Genomic DNA, 17,298 nt, shown 5'->3' with positions numbered 1-17,298 from the left:
ATCACAGACATGGGAGGGAATGGAAATGACAATCCGCAGACGCGCGCTGTTGATCTCGTCGGCGCTGGTAGGCGTAAGCCTGATGATGCCGCTTGCCGCAACTGCGGCCACTCCGAAGGACCAGCTGGTGATCGCCACCAATATGTCCTCGATGCGCGGCCTGGATCCAAATGAATTGAACCAGCTGGAATCGGCGGAAATCGTCGCCAACCTCTACGAGAGGCTGATCGTGCTTTCCGCCGAAGACATCGCCAAACCGCAGCCGGGCATTGCCGAAAGCTGGACTGTGTCGGATGACGGCAAGACATTCACGTTCAAGATCCGCTCCGGTGTCACATTTCATTCCGGAAACAAGTTGACGGCCAAGGATGTCGAGTGGTCGCTTCGCCGTCTGGTGAAGCTCGGCCTCGCGCCATCGGTCGATCTGCGCCAATGGGGCATCACCGACAAGAATGCCGACGAACTGATCAAGGCGACGGACAATGCGACCGTCGTGCTGCAGACGCCCGAGGTCTGGAACCCGAACCTGATCCTGTTCTCGCTTGCCAGCTTCTCGACCTCGATCCTGGACAGCAAGCTTCTCGCAGAAAATGAGAAGAACGGCGACATGGGCCGTGAATACCTTCAGACCAATGATGCCGGATCCGGCCCCTATTCGCTGAGAACCTGGCGCGTCAACGACCTGCTGATTTCCGATGCCTTCAAGGATTACTGGCAGGGCGTACCGAAAATGCGCCGGGTGATTCTTCGCCATATGCCGGAATCGTCCGGCCAGCGACTCCAGCTGGAAGCCGGCGACGTCGATGTCGCGACGCGTCTTTCTTCAACCGACCTGGCGGCGATCGAAGCCAGTGGCAAGGCAGACATCCAGAAGACGCCGGGCTTCGGCTTCTATTATCTGGCGCTCAATCAGAAGGACGAGATCCTCTCCAACCCGAAAGTCCGCGAGGCCTTCCGTTACCTCATCGACTATGACGGTCTCGCCAACACGGTGATGAAATATTACGGTATCAAGCAGCAGACGATCATCCCCGGCGGTCTGCCAGGCGCCGCCAGCGCCGACAATCCCTACAAGCTCGATATCGACAAGGCCAAGCAACTTCTGACGGAAGCGGGCTATCCAAGCGGCTTCTCCAAGGTCTATTACGCAACGCCAGTCACGCCGGAATACGAAGTGGCGCAGTCGCTGCAGGCCAATGCGGCCAAGGCCGGCATCAAGCTTGATCTGCAGGGCGGCGATCACATCGGCAAGTTCCGCAACCGCGAATTCGAGATATTTTCGGCGCGCACCGGCGAACGGTTGCCCGACCCACATGCGGTTCTAGCATCCTATGCGACAAACCCGAACAATGCCGACGATGCCAAGCTTTCGGGCCTGATCGCCTGGCGCTCCGCCTGGGAGGTTCCAATGGACATCCAGGACATGGTCAGGGCGGCCGCGCATGAAACCGACCAGCAGAAGCGCGCCGATCTCTACGCCAAAATCAATAAGGCCTACCTTGGCGCTTCGCCGGCTCTCATCACCTCCTTCCAGCGTACCGATGCGAAAGCGGTGCGCAAGGAAGTCAAGGGCTATGTCGGTCATTCGACCTGGCTCACCCGCTGGGACACCGTCTCGAAGGGCGAATAAGCTCTTCCCGTCGAGGAGAATGACGTTGAGTATCCCGCAGACATATGGAAACGCGAAAGCAGGCGCCAGCGCAGCGCTTGGCGCGCTGGGCAAGGTGACGGCATCCTTTGCCGTCATCCTGACAACGCTGCTCGGCCTCCTCGTGATCACGTTCGTCGTCGGTCGCATGGTGCCGGCCGATCCCGTTATCGCCATTATCGGTGACCAGGCCGATCACGAGACCTATGAGCGCGTCTACAAGGAGATGGGGCTTGATCAGCCGCTCTATGTACAGTTCGCCACCTATCTCGGCGATGTCGCGCATCTGGATTTCGGCCAGTCGCATGTGACGAAAAATCCAGTCGCCAGCGATCTTGCCCGCGTATTCCCGGCAACGCTGGAGCTCGCCACGCTGGCGACGATCATCGGTGCCGGCCTCGGTATCCCTCTCGGTATCATCTCCGCGGTTCGCAAGGGCACGTGGGTCGATCACCTTGCCCGCATCGTCGGCCTGCTTGGCCACTCGACGCCGATCTTCTGGCTGGGCACGATCGTCATTCTCGTCTTCTACGCCAAGTTCGGCCTCATTCCCGGCAGCGGTCGTCTCGATGTCTATAACGAAGGGCTTGTCGAAGGGCCGACGAACTCCATCCTTGTCGACGCAATCCTCGCCGGCGAGTGGGAGGTATTCTGGGATGCGCTGCTGCATGTCGCAGCGCCCGCACTGATCCTCGGCTATGCCGCGATGGCCTACCTCAGCCGCATGAGCCGCAGCTTCATGCTCGAGCAGTTGCGCCAGGACTATGTGCTGACCGCCAAGGCCAAGGGCCTCGATCAGCGTGCGATCGTCTGGCGCCATGCGTTCCGCAACATCCGTGTGCAGCTTCTGACAATCATCGCGCTCGCCTATTGCGGTCTACTAGATGGTACCGTTCTGATCGAGACGGTTTTTGCATGGCCGGGCCTTGGCCAGTACCTCACCTCGGCGTTGTTTTTCGCCGACATGAACGCGGTGCTCGGCAGCGTACTCCTCATCGGCATCATCTCGATTGCCATCAATCTTCTGTCGGATCTGACCTATCGGTTCCTCGATCCGCGCACCCGGTGACACCATGGCGACGCGCTATCTCGACAATCTCCACAACTGGTTGATCAACGAGGAATTTTCCTCGATGCGCCAGGCGCGCCTTCACAAGGCGTATGTCCTCTGGCTGAACCTGATCGCCAATCCGCTGGCCTTCGCAGGCTTGTTGGTGGTCCTGGTATTGGTGCTGGTGGCGGGATTGGCGCCACTCCTGGCTAACCACGACCCAATCCTGCAGGATCTCACGATGGCACTGAAGTCGCCGTCGTCGGTCAACTGGTTCGGCACTGACGAATTTGGGCGCGACGTTTACTCCCGCCTCGTCTATGGCGCCCGCACGACGCTTTATATCAGCGTTCTCGTAACTGTCATCGTGGCGCCGATCGGCTTTGCCATCGGTGCGACCGCCGGCTATCTCGGCGGCTGGATCGATGTTGTGCTGATGCGCATTACCGATATCTTCCTGTCTTTTCCCAGTCTCGTGCTGGCCCTTGCCTTTTCCGCCGGCCTCGGTCCGGGGATCGAAAATGCGGTCATCGCCATTGCGCTTACCGTCTGGCCGCCGATCGCGCGCTTGGCCCGCGCCGAAACACTGACCTTCCGCGCTGCCGATTTTGTCATCGCCGCCGAGTTGCAGGGGGCGGGAATGGGACGCATTCTGTTTCGCCATATCGTGCCACTCTGCGCGCCTTCGATCATCATCCGTCTGACGCTCAACATGTCGAGCGTCATCCTGACGGCTGCCGGCCTTGGCTTCCTAGGGCTTGGCGCGCAACCGCCCATGCCCGAATGGGGCGCCATGGCCGCTTCCGGCCGGCAGTATCTCCTCGATGCCTGGTGGCTGACGACGGTTCCAGGCATCGCCATTCTTCTGGTCAGTCTCGCCTTCAACCTGCTTGGCGACGGACTGCGCGACATCATGGATCCCCGCAATGCCTGAACAGTCAAAACCGATCCTTTCGGTCAAGAACATGTCGGTGCAGTTTCCGACGCTGTCCGGTGTGGTCAACGCCGTGAAGAATGTCAGCTTCGATGTCGGCCGCGAGAAAGTGGGCATCATCGGCGAATCCGGGTCGGGCAAAAGCACGACGGGACGCGCGATCATGCGGCTGCAGCCGCAAACCGCTCGTGTCGTCGCCGACGAGATGCGCTTCGAGGATATCGATCTTCTGGCTGCCAGCGAGGCTAAGATGCGCTCAATTCGCGGCAGCCGTATTTCGATGATCCTGCAGGATCCGAAATACTCGCTCAATCCGGTGATGACCGTCGGCGAGCAGATCGCCGAAACCGTCATCCTGCATGAGCGGATCGGAAAGAGCCAGGCGCGCGAGCGTTCGCTCGCCATGCTGGACAGGGTCAATATCCGCGATCCGCAGCGCGTCTTCAATCTTTATCCGCATGAGGTCTCGGGCGGCATGGGGCAGCGCATCATGATCTCGATGATGCTGATTTCCTCGCCCTCGCTGATCATCGCCGACGAGCCGACTTCGGCCCTCGACGTCACCGTGCGCCAGCAAGTGCTGTCTATCCTTGATGATCTGATCATCGAGCGTGATATTGGCCTGATCTTCATCTCGCACGACCTCAACCTCGTGAAGAGTTTCTGCGATCGCGTCATCATCATGTATGCGGGCCGGATCGTCGAAACACTCGAAGCCGCAAGGCTTGAGGAGGCCACGCATCCCTACACCCGCGGCCTTCTGGCGGCACTGCCCAGTCTTGATCATCCGCGGGATCGTCTGGAAGTACTGCAGCGTCAGGCAAGCTGGGCGGAGGCGTGACATGTCCATCATATCGGTAAACAATCTCGCCATCTCTTTCGGCAGCGGCAATGACTTCAAGCAGGTCGTCAAGAGCGTCGCCTTCGAGGTTACGCCGGGCGAGACCTTCGGCCTCGTTGGCGAAAGCGGTTGTGGCAAGTCGACGGTGCTCGGTGCGCTGGCCGGCCGTATCAAGGGATGGAGCGGTTCGGTTTCGATCGACGGCGAGACGGTCGGTCCGAAGCGGTCCCGCTCGCAGCTCGCCAAACAACAGATGGTGTTTCAAGACCCGTTCGGCTCCTTGCATCCGCGTCATACGATCGGGCGCACCTTGCTGGAACCGCTTGAAATCCATGGCCTCGACCATCGACAGCATCGCGTCGAGCAGGTCCTGCTGGACGTCGGTCTGCCGCACCGCTTCAGACATCGCTTCCCGCATCAGTTGTCCGGCGGGCAGCGGCAGCGCGTCGCAATTGCGCGAGCACTGATCCTGAAACCGCGCATCTTGCTGTTGGACGAGCCAACCTCGGCGCTCGACGTCTCGATCCAGGCTGAAATCCTGAACCTGCTCAAGGATTTGCGTGAGCGCGAGAAGCTGACCTATATCCTTGTCAGTCACGACATGGCTGTCATCGCGCACCTGTGCAATCGCGTCGCGGTGATGCAGGACGGTATGTTCGTGGAGATCGCGACGCGGGATCAACTGCTGTCGAACAATGTCCGCCACCCTTATACGCAGATGCTGCTCGATGGGAGCCGTGGATATATCGCTCCGATCCGCACTCGTAATGTTGAACCCAATGTCGCTAAAGGCTGAAACCTAGGAGCCGAACGTCTCGATCGCTGTTCCGATCGATAATTCATTCGCGACCGGGATCGTCGGTTTATGGTTGCGTGCTATGTTCGTCATCCACGCCTGTCGCGGTGAGTAGAAGTCGCTTGCCGAGCATGCCCAGCAAAGCGATCACTGGCTTTAGCTCGCCAGGCCAGAAAAGCAGCTTTGTTTGCTAACCGATTTCTGGTCAGGTCGGCGGTTCGCATCCGTCAAGGTGCCGTATTTTGCAACAAGCCGCTTTGCGTCAGGGCGAGCGTTCGAAGGGTTCTCCGAGCGAGGCGACACCATTCAGCTTGAGCAGGCGACGGTCTGCGGAAATGACGCCGAGCACGATGATCGTGACGAGATAGGGCAAACTGGAGAGAAGTTGTGAGGGCAGGTTCACGCCTACGGCCTGGCCGGCAAGTCCCATTAGCGAGACAGCGCCGAAGAGGCAGGCGCCGAGAAAGATGCGACCCGTGAGCCAGGTGCCGAAGACGACGAGCGCGATGGCGATCCAGCCACGTCCGGCGATCATGCCATCGGCCCACAGTGGCGTGTAGACCACGGAGGCGTAGGCGCCGGCAAAACCGGCCATTGCTCCACCGAAGGCGACAGTGGCGACGCGCACGGCTAGCACCCTGTATCCGATGGCGTGGGCAGCCTTGGGATTTTCACCGACTGCCCGAACGACAAGTCCGGTCTTCGTGTAGGAAAACATACCCCAGATGGCGAGGGTGGCAGCCAGCGACAGCCACACGACGACGTCCTGCACGAACAGGCCGCCGATGACCGGTATCTTGGAGAGCCCCGGAATGGCGATCTTCGTAATGCCGGTAACGGTCAGCGCCTCGTAGCTCTTGCCGAAAAGTGCGGAGAGACCCTGGCCGAGAATGCCGATGGCGAGCCCCGTCGCCACCTGGTTTGCTCTGAGCCCCAGTGCGATAAAGGCGAATATCAGTGACAGGATGGCGCCACCCGCCCCGGCGGCGATGAAGCCAAGGAAATGGCCGCCGCCCTGATAGACGATGATGAAGGCAAGAACGGCGCCAAAGGCCATCAAACCTTCCACTCCCAGGTTCAAGACACCAGCGCGTTCGACCACCAGCTCACCGAGGGCGGCAAGCAGGAACGGGGTCGCGGCTGCAAGCATGCCGGACAGGATGAACTCGATGGCGCTCATGATGGGCTCCGGTGCGCGCGCGGCCATTCGAGGCGATAGCGAACGAAGGCAATGGCGATGAGATAGGCGAGCAGCAGGCTCCCCTGGAAGACGCGAACTGCGGCGATCGGCAGGTTTGCGGAAACCATGGCATTGTCGCCGCCGATATAAAGCGCGGCCATGATCAGTGCGGAGAAAACGATGCCGATTGGATGCAGCCCGCCGAGATAGGCAACGATGATGGCGGCGTAGCCATAACCGGTGGAAATCGAGCGCTGCAACTGGCCAAGCGGTCCGGCGACTTCAGCGGCACCGGCAAGACCTGCGGCGAAACCGCCTATGAGAAGGGAAAGCCAGATCGCGGAGCCTTCGCTGAAACCGGCGTAGCCGGCCGCGCGCGGCGCGAGACCACCCACCTGCAGCTTGTATCCGATGAAGCTTCTTTGCATGAAGACAAAGGCGGCAAGCGAAAGCGCCAGCGTCAAGAGCAGTGAGACGTTGACGCGTGTGCCTTCGATCAGGAGCGGCACCATGGCGTCATACTGGAACATCACGGATTGGGGAAAATTGAACCCGTTCGGATCCTTCCAAGGACCAAGGAGCAGGTAATAGAGCAATTGTGCCGCGACGAGGCTCAGCATCAGCGAGACGAGGATCTCGTTGGCGTTAAAGCGAACGCGCCAGAAGGCGGTCAGCGACGCCCACAGCGCGCCGCCGAGCGCACCAAGCAATAGCATCACCGGCCAGATCCACTGGCCTGTCGCCTGCGGGAAGTAGATCGGGATGGCGGAGGCGAAGATGGCCCCGAGGATAAACTGACCTTCGGCACCGATGTTGAAGACCTTGGCACGAAAGCCGATCGCAAGCCCTTGGGCAATGAGCAGAAGTGGTGCGAACTTCAGGAGCACTTCCGAAAAGGAGGCGAAGGACAGGAAAGGTTCGAGCAGCATGGCATAGACGACGGCGGCCGGGTCGCGGCCCATCAGCACGTAAAGGCAAAGATTGAGAGCCGTGGCGACGATGAGCGCGATTGCGGGCGCCAAAAGTGTGGCGACGAGCGAGGCGCGCTCCCGTCGCACGAGGGTCGGAAGGAAGGCTGCGGACGAGACGCTCATGCCAGGGCCTTCTCTGGTGATGCCTTTGCCCCAATCATGTATCGGCCGATCTCCTCGGGCTTCGTGTCTCGTGGGATGAGCGGCTTGCTCAAGGTGCCGTGATAGAGCACCTGAATAGAATCGCTGAGTTCGAAAAGCTCCTCGAGCTCCTCGGAAATGACGAGGATGGCCATGCCCTCGTTGCGCAGTGTAACCAGTCTGCGGCGAATTGCCGAAGCGGCGCCGACGTCGACACCCCATGTCGGCTGAGCGACGAACAGCAGCTTCGGCGACAACATGATCTCGCGCCCGACGATGAATTTCTGCAGATTGCCGCCCGACAGCGATCCGGCCTCGACATCAGGGCCCGGTGTGCGGACATCGTACTGGCGGATGCAATCGTTGGTGAAGCCTGTTGCCTGTGCCTTGTCGACTAGCCCGTGTCGCAAGAGGTTTAGCGGATGGGCGGTCAACAGGCTGTTGAGAACGAGCGACATCTCCGGCACCGCACCGCGTCCAAGACGATCTTCCGGCACGAAGGCAAAGCCAAGCCGACGGCGGGCGGCCGCATCGAGCCTACCGACATCCTGGCCCATCATGAAGATCTTCTCACGCGAGCGCGAAAGCATCTGCTCGCCGGAAATCAGTGCGGCGAGTTCGCTCTGACCGTTGCCCGAAACACCGGCGATTCCCAGGATCTCGCCGGCACGCACCGTGAGACTTATGCCGGAAAGAGCCACGCCGAAGGGATCGTCCGGATGGTGGTCGAGAGCAACGATCTCAAGGCGCTTTTCCCCGCCGGAATGGGGCACAGCTGGCATCGGCTCCGGCATGTCGCGGCCGATCATCATGCGGGCGAGATCGTGGGCGTCGTGTTCGCGTGGGTCGACATTGCCGGTGACGCGGCCCGCGCGCAGGATGGTTGCCCGGTCGCAGATCGCCCGGATTTCCTCGAGCTTATGGGAAATGAAGAGGATGGACACCCCGCCGTCGCGAAGACGCCGCAAGGTGTCGAAGAGCCTGTCGACCAGCTGCGGTGGTAGGACGGAGGTCGGTTCGTCCAGGATCAGGAGCTTCGGATCGGTCATCAAGCATCGGATGATCTCGACGCGCTGCCGTTCGCCGACGGATAGTGCATGCACATAAGCAAGCGGATCGACCTCGAGGCCGAAGTCGCGCCCGAGCGTACGGATACGGCCGACGAGATCAGCCTTCTTGCCGGGTACCACGAGCTGGATGTTTTCCACGACCGTCAGTGTCTCAAACAGGGAGAAGTGCTGAAAGACCATACCGATGCCGTTACGCCTGGCCTCCGCAGGGGAGCCAAAGGCAAGCGGTTCCCCTTTCCAGACGACGGTTCCGTCGTCTGGCTGCTCGACGCCGTAGATGAGTTTCATCAGCGTCGACTTGCCCGCCCCGTTTTCTCCAAGGATGGCATGGATCGAGCACGCATCCACATCCAGATCGATAGACCGGTTGGCATTGATCTGGCCGTAGGATTTCGAAATGCCGCGGAGCGATAGGAGCGGGACGGTCACGAGCTTACTTCGGCAGCGGCGTGGTCACGCCCTTGACGTGCCAGTCCATGGCAATGATGTCGGCATCGCTCATGGTCGCACCGGAGGCCACAAACTCGCTGCCGTCGGCCTTGGTGACCGGACCTGCGAATGGCGAGCCGCTGCCATCTGCGATCTTGGCTTCGATGCTCTTGATCTTAGTCATCGTGTCTGGCGGGACATCAGGGCTCCAGTCAGCGATATGAACGACTTTCTCCTTCATGCCAAGGAACGCGTTGGCGCCCTTGAAGGTGCCGGCGACATGGGCATCGACCGAAGCCTTGAAGAAGGGCGACCAGTCGGTCGCGGCGCAGCCGAGGTAGAATTTCGGGGCGTATTTCTTCATCGACGAGTTCAGGTTGCAGGCATAGATGCCGGCCGCTTCGCAAACCGAAACAACCGACGGCGTATCTTGTGCGTTGGAAAAGATCACGTCGCAGCTCTGCGCCATCAGAGCCTTGGCCGCTTCCTGTTCCTTGGCCGGATCGAACCACGAATTCACCCAGACCACGGAGACTTCAGCTTTCGGGTTGACTGCCTGGGCGCCGAGCGTAAACGCATTGATCGAGGCAATCAGTTCCGGGATTGCAAATGCGGATACCGAGCCGAGCTTGCCGGTCTTTGAGACAGCGGCGGCCGCCATGCCGAGCAGGTAGGTGCCTTCGAAATTTTTCGCCGCAAAGGGCGAGAAGTTCGGCGCAACCTGGAAGCCGGAGGCATGCAGCACGGTGACCTTCGGGTTGCGGCGGGCGATCTGCAGGGCGCCGTTCTGATAGCCAAAGGAACCGGCGATCAGGAAGTTGTTCCCGTCCGCAACAGATTTGTTCATGATGCGGTCGGCGTCCGGGCCTTCGGCGATGTTTTCAAGCACGGTGACCTTCACCTTGTCGCCATAGGCGGCCTTGACCGGCTCGAGGCCGTCCTGCAGCGCCCGGCCCCAGCCGACGTCACCGATGGGAGAGGGAACAACGAGGGTGATGCCGAGCGGTCCGCCGGCAGCGATCGCTGAACGCCCGCCAAGGGCACCAGCGAGACCCGCAACTGCGGCCCCTTGCATCAATCTTCTGCGAGAAATCTTTGTCATGTCTTGGTTCCCCTTCTTGGTGGCTTAAAATTCCACAGTGGCGAGAGCGGCTTCAGCCTCGGCAAACAGCCTGGCTTCATCGAGCCCCGTGAACTCGCCCTTGTGCCAGACGATACGGCCATTGATCATGGTCAAATCGGTCGGCATTCCGATGCCGACCTTGGCAATCAGGCTCAACGGATCGTGTCGCGTGCCCACATAGTCCATGCGCCGTGTGTCGATCGCAAAAAGGTCCGCAGCCAAGCCCGGTGCAAGTCGACCGATGTCGCGACGCCCTAGCAGGCTTGCCCCGCCTGTGGTCGCATAGCCAAGGAAATCGACCGGAGGCGGAACGCAGTGCTGGCGCCTCGATGCGGCCAGGCACTGGAGCATATAGGCTGAGTGCACGCAATTCATCAGGTTCGAGTTGTCATTTGATGCAGCCCCGTCACAGCCGAGCCCGACCCGCAGGCCAAAGGCGGACATGGCCGGGATGTCGGTCACTTCGGCGCCAACGAGATAGACCGGCTCGGGGCAATGTGAAACGCCGGTGCCGCTTGCCGCCATCTTGCGGAGTTCGTCATGCGTCAACTCCCAGCAATGGGCGTAGAAGGCATCTGATCCGGCAAAACCGAGTTCGGCGCAATAATCGACCGTGCGCATTCCATGGCGGGCTTCAATGGCCGGGCTTTCACCCTCGCCAACATGCGTATGCATCTGGACGCCGCGATCGCGTGCCAATGCGACCGATTCGACGAAGGTCTCGCGGTAGCAATTGACCGGCTGGCAAGGCGCCACCACCACCTGGCGCATGCTGAAAGGCTTGGCGTCGTGGTAGGTGTCAATCAGGCGCGCACAATCACCGATGAACTCGTCGGTCGTTTCCAGCATCGAATCCGGAATCGTCGATCCCTCAGACTTTGGCAGGGTGTTGCCGCCTCGACCGGCATGAAAGCGCATGCCCATGAGGTCGGCTGCGTCGAACTGGCGGTCGATCAGTCGCTTTCCGGCATGCCGCGGGAAACAATACTGGTGGTCGAAGGCCGTGGTGCAGCCATGCTTGATCATCTCGGCCATCGCCGTTACCGAGGAATGATAAAAGCAATCCTCGTTCAGCCGCGAGAAGATCGGATAGATGCGCTCGAGCCACTCGATAACCGAAAGCTTCGTCCAGTCGAGATCTGCACGGTTGCGCACAAAGCATTGGAAGAAGTGGTGGTGCGTATTGACGAGTCCAGGATAGACGAACCAGCCGGTGGCGTCTTGGATCGCGGTGCCAACAGGCAATTTGTCTTGGTCAAGGTGATTGCCGATCGCCCGGATCGCCGGGCCGGTCGTCAAAACATCGACGTTGCGCCGGACTGTCGGTCCCATCCCCTCGTCGACAATCACGGCTGCGCAGTTCTTCAGGAGGTAGCCGGTCATCTTATTCGTCTTCCGGAGCAATCTGCGGCTCGGGCTTCAATTCGTGCAGCCGGTGGATGCCTGGCATCTCGATGAACGCGTCGAGCGCGCGTATGGCGCGCGACCAGAGGCGGATCGCGGGGTAGGGATCGAGCGAGACGCCACCGTCTGGTGCAAGCGCCACGTAAGGGAAGCAGCCAATATCGGCCACTGTCGGACGCGCTGATGCGAGGAACGACTTGCCGCGCAGGTTTTGTTCAACGAGCCCGGCCTCCAACTCGCGCAGCGCAGCGGTTCCTTGTGTCTGCAGGAGGGCAATATCTCCCGGACGGTGCAACATCTCGTGAAGACGTGCGCCTCCGAGGTTTGCAGTCAGCCGATGTGAAAAGGAAAGCCACTGCTGCACTCGTGCGGCTTCCTCGGCTGTCGAGCCGAGCCATTCCGGAGCGTTGTTTGCGGCAAGATAAACGAGCATGGCCGACGATTCGGTCAGCAGGAGATCTGCGTCTTCCAGGATCGGAATGGAGCCGGCCGGGTTAAGCGCCAGGAGCTCGGGCCCGCGATGCTCGCCACCAGGGTGAAAGTCCACTGGCCTGAGATCAAGCCTGACACCCGCAAGAGCCGCCATCAGTCGCACTTTGTAGCAACTTGGAGAGAGTATGTAATCGTAGAGCTTCATTGCGCCACCAGCTGTGCCCCATAGGTGTAGTTGTGGCGTTTCAGCCAGCGTCGATACGCCACGGAGGTCAGATCGGCGCGCGTGGGTATCTCCATCCCTGGATCAAGTGGGAGAAGTCGCGGAATCTGGTTTTCCAGGATCGACCGGTCCTGAAGGAAGATCGTCTGCTGAAAGTGGATCAGATCGGTCATCGGGGTGACGTCGTCAAACAGCGCCATCCATGGCCATACGTCACATAGATCCTCAGCCAGCGGCTGCACGAAAAGGGTGATCACATCCCACTCGCTGGGGTGGGGCGGGCAGGTCTTGTAGAGCACGGAGCAGGTGGGAGCCGGCACGCGGTACATGTATTCCGTCGTGATGCCGCCGCTTGCGGACTTTGCAGCCTGTGGCTGATAGAACTTGACCTGCGTTGCCCAGACCTCGTCCTCGACGTCCCGGATTTCGACCTTGTAGTTTTGAACCTCCGTGTGGGGCTCTGCGCCAAGGATATCTGTGTGCACGAACGGGAAATGCGCAATGTCGAGAAAGTTCTCGACGGCGCGAAGCGGCGAGCAGCGCACGCGAACGACGCCGACATCGACAAACCGGCGACCGGGCTGGTCAGCCTCGGGTATTGCAAACAGTTCTTTTTGAGGCGTGCCGATCGAGGACCAAACGTGTCCATAACGAACACAAACAGGCAGTTCGCGCCCGCCTTGAGATGCCACCCTGGCCTTGCCGTCGGCGTCGAGCGAGACCACCACTGGTTCGCCCATCAAGGCGGTTTCATATGCACTGTCGTCGAGCTGGCTGAAGAGGCCGACTGGATACCATTCGTTGAGCATCGCTCCCAGTTCCATCACGCGAGCCCTCTTGCCTGAACGTCTTCTGCCGCCCGCCGCAAGGCTTCGGTGCTCCGTGATGCCGAGATGCGCTGGGATGTAGAAACATCACCCTTGAGCAGGATATGGATAAGCGTCTGATCTTGCTCCTGTGAAACAACCAACAATCCCAGGTCTGGCCACTTGCGGGATGGTCGCAGAAGGCCGTCGGTGCCGGTCTTGGCGCCGGCAACCGCTTCAATGGCGCCAATGCCGGCATTTGCCGTCAGCGAACGCAGGGGAATGAGATCTTCAAATCGCGGCGGTCGCTCCGTCGTTTCTCCAGCGGCCACCCAGATCACGCCGTCGACTTCCTCCACATTCTGCGTCGTTACGCGGATTGTGTCGGGCGGCACGAGGCCCGGATGCGCAGGAATACGCAGGCAGTTTCCTGCCCTTGTGTAACTCCAGCCGTGATAGATGCAAGACAGTGCTTCGCCGCGGACAAAGCCGTGGGACAATCGCATGCCACGATGAGGACAGCGATCTGCCGCTGCTGCTGGGCGCCCCGATGCACTTCTCCATAAGGCGATGGGGCCGGCTGGCGTGCGGGCCGGCATGACCGTTCCTGACGGCAAATCCGCGGAAAGGGCGACTGGCGTCCAGATGCCCGTCGTATCGGATCGCATGGCTAAACTTTCTTAGCATTATCAATATATTGCCTGCGCTACGCGTGATATTGGAATCCTTGGCTCGTCGCAGACGGGCATCACGTTTGCATAATAGTTTCGCATTGGCAACGCTGATTAAATAAAAGGCATTGGAAAGATGGACGAGTACCCCTACCGCTGTTTTGCGTCGATCACGACGGGCGTGCGCAGGATCGTTTCCACCCAGACATCGATCGGGCCGAGCGAGCAGCCCATCTCCATCATGTCGATCAATTCCGCCGGCCCGGCAACCTCCAGCTCGACCCGATCGGCACTGCTGTAAGATATGGCTTGCGACAGGCCAAGCTTTGCCGCGTGACGGCGAATCCAGGGAATGAAGGAGGCCGCCTCAAGATCGCCAAGGATCGTCATCCTTTCTTGCGGGTGGCTTTGATGCTGTTCCATGATGAAGGTCTCGCGCTTTTGCCTCAATGACAGCATAGCGCCTGGGTAAACTTGCGAAAGCCCCCAGGACGAGCCTGTCTGCAGCCGCGGTGGCGACCCACCTGCCTTGGCACCCCTCACGCATCGACGGCGGCGATCTCGCTGTGGCCGCGGGACTTGACATGCGCCGCCTGCATGGAAGCCATGCCTTGTCTCAATGCGCCGTGGTGTCCATCTATGGGGCAGGCGATCTCGCCTAAAAATGCCGGCCCGTGAGAAGGATTGTGCAGTGCTGAAAGGTCGCCTCGCGGCCTGCCCGTTTGGGAGTTCTCGATGCAGGAACCTGGTAAGACGCTTGATGAAATGACGCTGCGCGAACGATCGAGTATTATGTCGATGGTCGCCGAAGCACTGGAAGTGACCGCAGGACAGGCCCAGGAAATTGGCGACATCCGTTACGTTGACAATTCGACCTGTCTTGCGAACACGATCCGCGGGCTTATCAGCGATCTGTCGCCACACGAGCTGAGGGCGGCGACCATCCTCCTGGAGCAGGGGATCTCGCTCGTGGCGTCGTTCGAGGATCGGATGCATCGTGGAAGGACCCGGAATTAGGCGTGCGGTGACGTTGCCGCCGGGCACTTGGGTGGCGATTGTGCAGCCGGCTCGCAGGTGACCGCTTGACGGCCCGTGGCTTTAAATCGGCGAGTGATAGAAGACAGGCATCCGCTCTGACACTCCGCTGAGGTAAAGCCGCGCAGTATCGAGCGCTTCACGAATAGTCACATCCATATCAAGATAACGGTAGGTTCCAAGCCGCCCAACAAAGGTGATGGATGTTTCGTCCTTTGCACGTTGAACATACTGAGCCAATTGTTCCTTGTCTTTGACGAGCCGGATTGGATAGTAGGGGATGTCCTCATCGCCGCAGGTTCGGGAGAATTCTCGATAACAAACGGAACCCTTATGTTCCTCCCAGGGTGAGAAATGCTTGTGCTCGGTGATGCGCGTGTAAGGCACGGACACGTCGCCATAGTTCATGACAGCGCAGCCCTGGTAATCGCCGTCATAGTCGAAGCGCTCGAAGTCAAGCGTTCGATATCCCAATGGCCCGAATTCGTGATCGAAATAGCCGTCGAGCGAGCCGGAGTAGAACACATGCGCAAAATCTTCTTTTTGCGTGCGGAGAAAGTGGGTGTTGAGGCTCACCTGGATGTTGGGATGGTCCAGAATTCGGCCGACCATATCGGTATAACCGTTCTCAGGCATTCCCTGGTATTTATGCGCGAAGTAATTATCGTCGTAATTGAAGCGCACGGGAAGCCGTTTGAGAATGGACGCCGGCAATTCCGTTGGCGAGCAACCCCACTGCTTTTGCGTATATCCTTTGAAAAATGCCTCGTAGAGGTCGTTGCCAACAAAGCGGAGTGCCTGTTCTTCGAAGGTTGTCGGGTCCTCGATCGTCTTGTCGGCCTGGGTCTCGATAAAGGAACGGGCCTCGTCCGGCCGGAAGGTCTTCTCGAAGAACTGATTGATCGTGTGCAGATTGACGGGCAATGAATAGACTTTGCCCTTCGACGTTGTCTTCACCCGGTTTTTATAGGGCATGAAGGTCTGGAACCGGTTCACATACTCCCAGACTTCAATGTCATCCGTATGGAAGATATGCGGGCCGTACACATGCACCATCACCCCCGTTTCCTGGTCGCGCTCGGTATGGCAGTTTCCCGCAATATGGGCGCGCATATCAAAGATCTCGACCTGATGGCCCGCCACCGCAAGTTCCCGGCCGATGATCGCACCGGACAATCCTGCGCCAACGATGCCAATTCTTCCATTTACCCGCATTCCAGGACGCTCCAGTCTCGTATCGAGAAAACTCTAGGGGGACAGCCAAAGGTGTTACGCCGCAATCGAGCTGCGCATCAGTTCGTCGTAAGCACCGATCAAACGATCCAAAGCCAGGCCCTGCTCCTGGGGGCCGAAGCTGAGGTGGCTGACCGTGAAATCGGAATAAATCGCCGTCGGGCGGCCTAGAAGTTCCGGCAGATCAACTGTCAGTGCGCGCTCGTCGTCGCCCTTCGGCAGGGCCATATGCACGAGATCCTTGCCAAGCCAGGCAATGAAGTTGATCGACTGACGTTCCTTCCATTCGATCACTTTACTCGGCAACGGCAGATGCTTGCTGTTGGTCTGCAGGAAGTAGTCGTGGAGCTCGTTGGCGCGCTCCGCGCTTTGCCACAGGCTTCCACCGAACCCACCTGGCGGCCGCTCGAAATGACCGACATATTCGGGAATGGAGCCGGCCAGTTGCTGCCAGTGAGCACAGACCCCGTTATTCACCACATTGGCCGAAACGATCACGTATTTTGGGTTTGTTCTCCGGAACTCGATGAAATCGCTGAGTTTTTCGATATCCATGTAGACGATGTCGTCGTCGCATTTCAGGAATATCGACTCCGAGAACGCCTGCAGCCGGGTCGCGTAGAAGTTATAGGCTTGCCAATAGGGGATATGCTCGTTCGGGTTCCCCACGAAGCGTTGTATCCGCGACCGTACGTTCCCGAGCTCCAGGGAGGCACCCCAGCCGCCGCGCACCATGATCGACGCACCGGCAGAGATATTAAGGTCACTCCAGCTCCCGATCGCCACATTGTTGACATGGAGCGAAGGAGCACCCGCCGCATCGACGTTGAGCACGATCTGGTTTGGAGTGCCAGGCGACAGAATACCGGGGGTCGCTCTCATCCAGAGTGCAGGAATACCGTCACGATCGAAATTCGTAAGCGCGCTGCGCGGCAGCTTGCGCAAGGCGGAGTGCGAATTGTTCCAGCCGCCGACCACCAGCTCGAAATAGTCTTCGCCACCGTCATTGGGAATGATTGCGATATGAAGGTCGTTGGTGATCGTTGCGCTGAGGCGTAGCGGCTGATTGGGCGCCACCGACCCCTTCGATTGATACGCAGCGTCCGCCCCCATGAAACGAACCGGGCCAAATTCACGCGTGACCCATTCGTGGTCTTCTTGAGAGCGTGTGAAATCCCAGACATGCCACTCGTCTATGATTCCGGCATCCATGGCCGAGTGAATGTATCGGGTCAGGATTTCCATTCTCTTCTGTCTGCCTGCAAAGGTGACAAGTATAACTGGAGCCATTTCAGCCTCGTTTCCTGGAG

17 protein-coding genes are annotated in these 17,298 nt (G+C 59.6%); 6 read left to right on the top strand and 11 right to left on the bottom strand.

Annotated features, from left to right (window positions below; all coding sequences use genetic code 11):
- The first annotated feature begins 25 nt into the window (after window positions 1-25).
- The 5 genes from ATY80_RS18475 (at window position 26) to ATY80_RS18455 (ending at window position 5,270) form a co-directional block, all read left to right on the top strand.
- Window positions 26-1,630, top strand: a complete 1,605-nt coding sequence (locus tag ATY80_RS18475; protein WP_088694071.1) for an ABC transporter substrate-binding protein — start codon at window positions 26-28, stop codon at window positions 1,628-1,630.
- Window positions 1,631-1,715: 85 nt separating this feature from the next.
- Window positions 1,716-2,717: an ABC transporter permease gene (locus tag ATY80_RS18470; RefSeq protein ID WP_245306896.1), complete on the top strand. Its 1,002-nt coding sequence runs from the start codon at window positions 1,716-1,718 to the stop codon at window positions 2,715-2,717.
- Window positions 2,718-2,721: 4 nt separating this feature from the next.
- Window positions 2,722-3,633 carry an ABC transporter permease gene (locus ATY80_RS18465; RefSeq protein WP_088693800.1) on the top strand — a complete coding sequence of 304 codons (912 nt, stop codon included), beginning with the start codon at window positions 2,722-2,724 and terminating at the stop codon, window positions 3,631-3,633.
- Complete coding sequence (locus tag ATY80_RS18460; RefSeq protein WP_088693799.1) at window positions 3,626-4,474, top strand: ABC transporter ATP-binding protein; 849 nt, start codon at window positions 3,626-3,628, stop codon at window positions 4,472-4,474. The genes ATY80_RS18465 and ATY80_RS18460 overlap by 8 nt, the downstream gene beginning before the upstream one ends.
- A 1-nt stretch (window position 4,475) precedes the next feature.
- The gene (locus ATY80_RS18455; RefSeq protein WP_088693798.1) at window positions 4,476-5,270 is read left to right on the top strand and encodes an ABC transporter ATP-binding protein; all 795 of its coding nucleotides are present in this window, start codon (window positions 4,476-4,478) and stop codon (window positions 5,268-5,270) included.
- 262 nt (window positions 5,271-5,532) lie between these two features.
- On the opposite strand, the gene ATY80_RS18450 is transcribed toward ATY80_RS18455, so the two are convergent.
- From ATY80_RS18450 to ATY80_RS18410, 9 genes are all read right to left on the bottom strand, one after another.
- Entirely contained in the window at window positions 5,533-6,450 is a 918-nt protein-coding gene (locus ATY80_RS18450) for an ABC transporter permease (RefSeq protein WP_088693797.1), read from the bottom strand.
- Window positions 6,447-7,544 (bottom strand): ABC transporter permease, encoded by a 1,098-nt coding sequence (locus ATY80_RS18445; protein WP_088693796.1) that lies wholly within the window; start codon window positions 7,542-7,544, stop codon window positions 6,447-6,449. The genes ATY80_RS18450 and ATY80_RS18445 overlap by 4 nt, the downstream gene beginning before the upstream one ends.
- Window positions 7,541-9,061 (bottom strand): ABC transporter ATP-binding protein, encoded by a 1,521-nt coding sequence (locus tag ATY80_RS18440; protein WP_088693795.1) that lies wholly within the window; start codon window positions 9,059-9,061, stop codon window positions 7,541-7,543. Before ATY80_RS18440 ends, ATY80_RS18445 begins: the two co-directional genes overlap by 4 nt.
- A 4-nt stretch (window positions 9,062-9,065) precedes the next feature.
- A complete protein-coding gene (locus ATY80_RS18435; protein WP_088693794.1) occupies window positions 9,066-10,163 on the bottom strand; it encodes a BMP family ABC transporter substrate-binding protein in 1,098 nt (365 codons plus the stop codon).
- Between the two features lie 24 nt (window positions 10,164-10,187).
- Window positions 10,188-11,567: an amidohydrolase gene (locus tag ATY80_RS18430; protein ID WP_088693793.1), complete on the bottom strand. Its 1,380-nt coding sequence runs from the start codon at window positions 11,565-11,567 to the stop codon at window positions 10,188-10,190.
- A 1-nt stretch (window position 11,568) separates the two neighbouring features.
- Window positions 11,569-12,225 (bottom strand): glutathione S-transferase family protein, encoded by a 657-nt coding sequence (locus ATY80_RS18425; RefSeq protein ID WP_088693792.1) that lies wholly within the window; start codon window positions 12,223-12,225, stop codon window positions 11,569-11,571.
- On the bottom strand, window positions 12,222-13,067 hold the full coding sequence (locus ATY80_RS18420; protein ID WP_088693791.1) for an aromatic ring-hydroxylating dioxygenase subunit alpha: 846 nt from the start codon (window positions 13,065-13,067) through the stop codon (window positions 12,222-12,224). Before ATY80_RS18420 ends, ATY80_RS18425 begins: the two co-directional genes overlap by 4 nt.
- The gene (locus ATY80_RS18415; RefSeq protein ID WP_088693790.1) at window positions 13,067-13,717 is read right to left on the bottom strand and encodes a Rieske (2Fe-2S) protein; all 651 of its coding nucleotides are present in this window, start codon (window positions 13,715-13,717) and stop codon (window positions 13,067-13,069) included. The genes ATY80_RS18420 and ATY80_RS18415 overlap by 1 nt, the downstream gene beginning before the upstream one ends.
- A 153-nt stretch (window positions 13,718-13,870) precedes the next feature.
- Window positions 13,871-14,146: an acylphosphatase gene (locus ATY80_RS18410; protein WP_088694070.1), complete on the bottom strand. Its 276-nt coding sequence runs from the start codon at window positions 14,144-14,146 to the stop codon at window positions 13,871-13,873.
- 309 nt (window positions 14,147-14,455) lie between these two features.
- Here ATY80_RS18410 and ATY80_RS18405 point away from each other — a divergent pair, with 309 nt between their 5' ends.
- A complete protein-coding gene (locus ATY80_RS18405; protein ID WP_088693789.1) occupies window positions 14,456-14,737 on the top strand; it encodes a hypothetical protein in 282 nt (93 codons plus the stop codon).
- 81 nt (window positions 14,738-14,818) lie between these two features.
- Here the strand turns inward: ATY80_RS18405 and glf are convergent, their stop codons facing one another.
- Both glf and ATY80_RS18395 read right to left on the bottom strand, forming a co-directional pair.
- Window positions 14,819-15,970 (bottom strand): UDP-galactopyranose mutase, encoded by a 1,152-nt coding sequence (glf, locus tag ATY80_RS18400; RefSeq protein ID WP_088693788.1) that lies wholly within the window; start codon window positions 15,968-15,970, stop codon window positions 14,819-14,821.
- Window positions 15,971-16,024: 54 nt separating this feature from the next.
- Window positions 16,025-17,278: a hypothetical protein gene (locus tag ATY80_RS18395; protein WP_088693787.1), complete on the bottom strand. Its 1,254-nt coding sequence runs from the start codon at window positions 17,276-17,278 to the stop codon at window positions 16,025-16,027.
- Window positions 17,279-17,298 lie beyond the last annotated feature (20 nt).

The organism is Rhizobium sp. R711, assembly GCF_002211365.1.
In the GTDB taxonomy this organism is placed as follows: Bacteria; Pseudomonadota; Alphaproteobacteria; order Rhizobiales; family Rhizobiaceae; genus Rhizobium.
The sequence above is the reverse complement of the archived record's forward strand: the minus strand, read 5'-3'. Positions and strand labels throughout refer to the sequence as shown.

Excerpts from the sequence above, each read along its gene's own strand:
- ATY80_RS18475 (WP_088694071.1), top strand. The coding sequence starts at position 26 with ATGACAATCCGCAGACGCGCGCTGTTGATCTCGTCGGCGCTGGTAGGC.
- ATY80_RS18465 (WP_088693800.1), top strand. The coding sequence starts at position 2,722 with ATGGCGACGCGCTATCTCGACAATCTCCACAACTGGTTGATCAACGAG.
- ATY80_RS18460 (WP_088693799.1), top strand. The coding sequence starts at position 3,626 with ATGCCTGAACAGTCAAAACCGATCCTTTCGGTCAAGAACATGTCGGTG.
- ATY80_RS18455 (WP_088693798.1), top strand. The coding sequence starts at position 4,476 with ATGTCCATCATATCGGTAAACAATCTCGCCATCTCTTTCGGCAGCGGC.
- ATY80_RS18450 (WP_088693797.1), bottom strand. The coding sequence starts at position 6,450 with ATGAGCGCCATCGAGTTCATCCTGTCCGGCATGCTTGCAGCCGCGACC.
- ATY80_RS18445 (WP_088693796.1), bottom strand. The coding sequence starts at position 7,544 with ATGAGCGTCTCGTCCGCAGCCTTCCTTCCGACCCTCGTGCGACGGGAG.
- ATY80_RS18435 (WP_088693794.1), bottom strand. The coding sequence starts at position 10,163 with ATGACAAAGATTTCTCGCAGAAGATTGATGCAAGGGGCCGCAGTTGCG.
- ATY80_RS18430 (WP_088693793.1), bottom strand. The coding sequence starts at position 11,567 with ATGACCGGCTACCTCCTGAAGAACTGCGCAGCCGTGATTGTCGACGAG.
- ATY80_RS18425 (WP_088693792.1), bottom strand. The coding sequence starts at position 12,225 with ATGAAGCTCTACGATTACATACTCTCTCCAAGTTGCTACAAAGTGCGA.
- ATY80_RS18420 (WP_088693791.1), bottom strand. The coding sequence starts at position 13,067 with ATGGAACTGGGAGCGATGCTCAACGAATGGTATCCAGTCGGCCTCTTC.
- ATY80_RS18415 (WP_088693790.1), bottom strand. The coding sequence starts at position 13,717 with ATGCGATCCGATACGACGGGCATCTGGACGCCAGTCGCCCTTTCCGCG.
- ATY80_RS18405 (WP_088693789.1), top strand. The coding sequence starts at position 14,456 with ATGCAGGAACCTGGTAAGACGCTTGATGAAATGACGCTGCGCGAACGA.
- glf (WP_088693788.1), bottom strand. The coding sequence starts at position 15,970 with ATGCGGGTAAATGGAAGAATTGGCATCGTTGGCGCAGGATTGTCCGGT.
- ATY80_RS18395 (WP_088693787.1), bottom strand. The coding sequence starts at position 17,278 with ATGGCTCCAGTTATACTTGTCACCTTTGCAGGCAGACAGAAGAGAATG.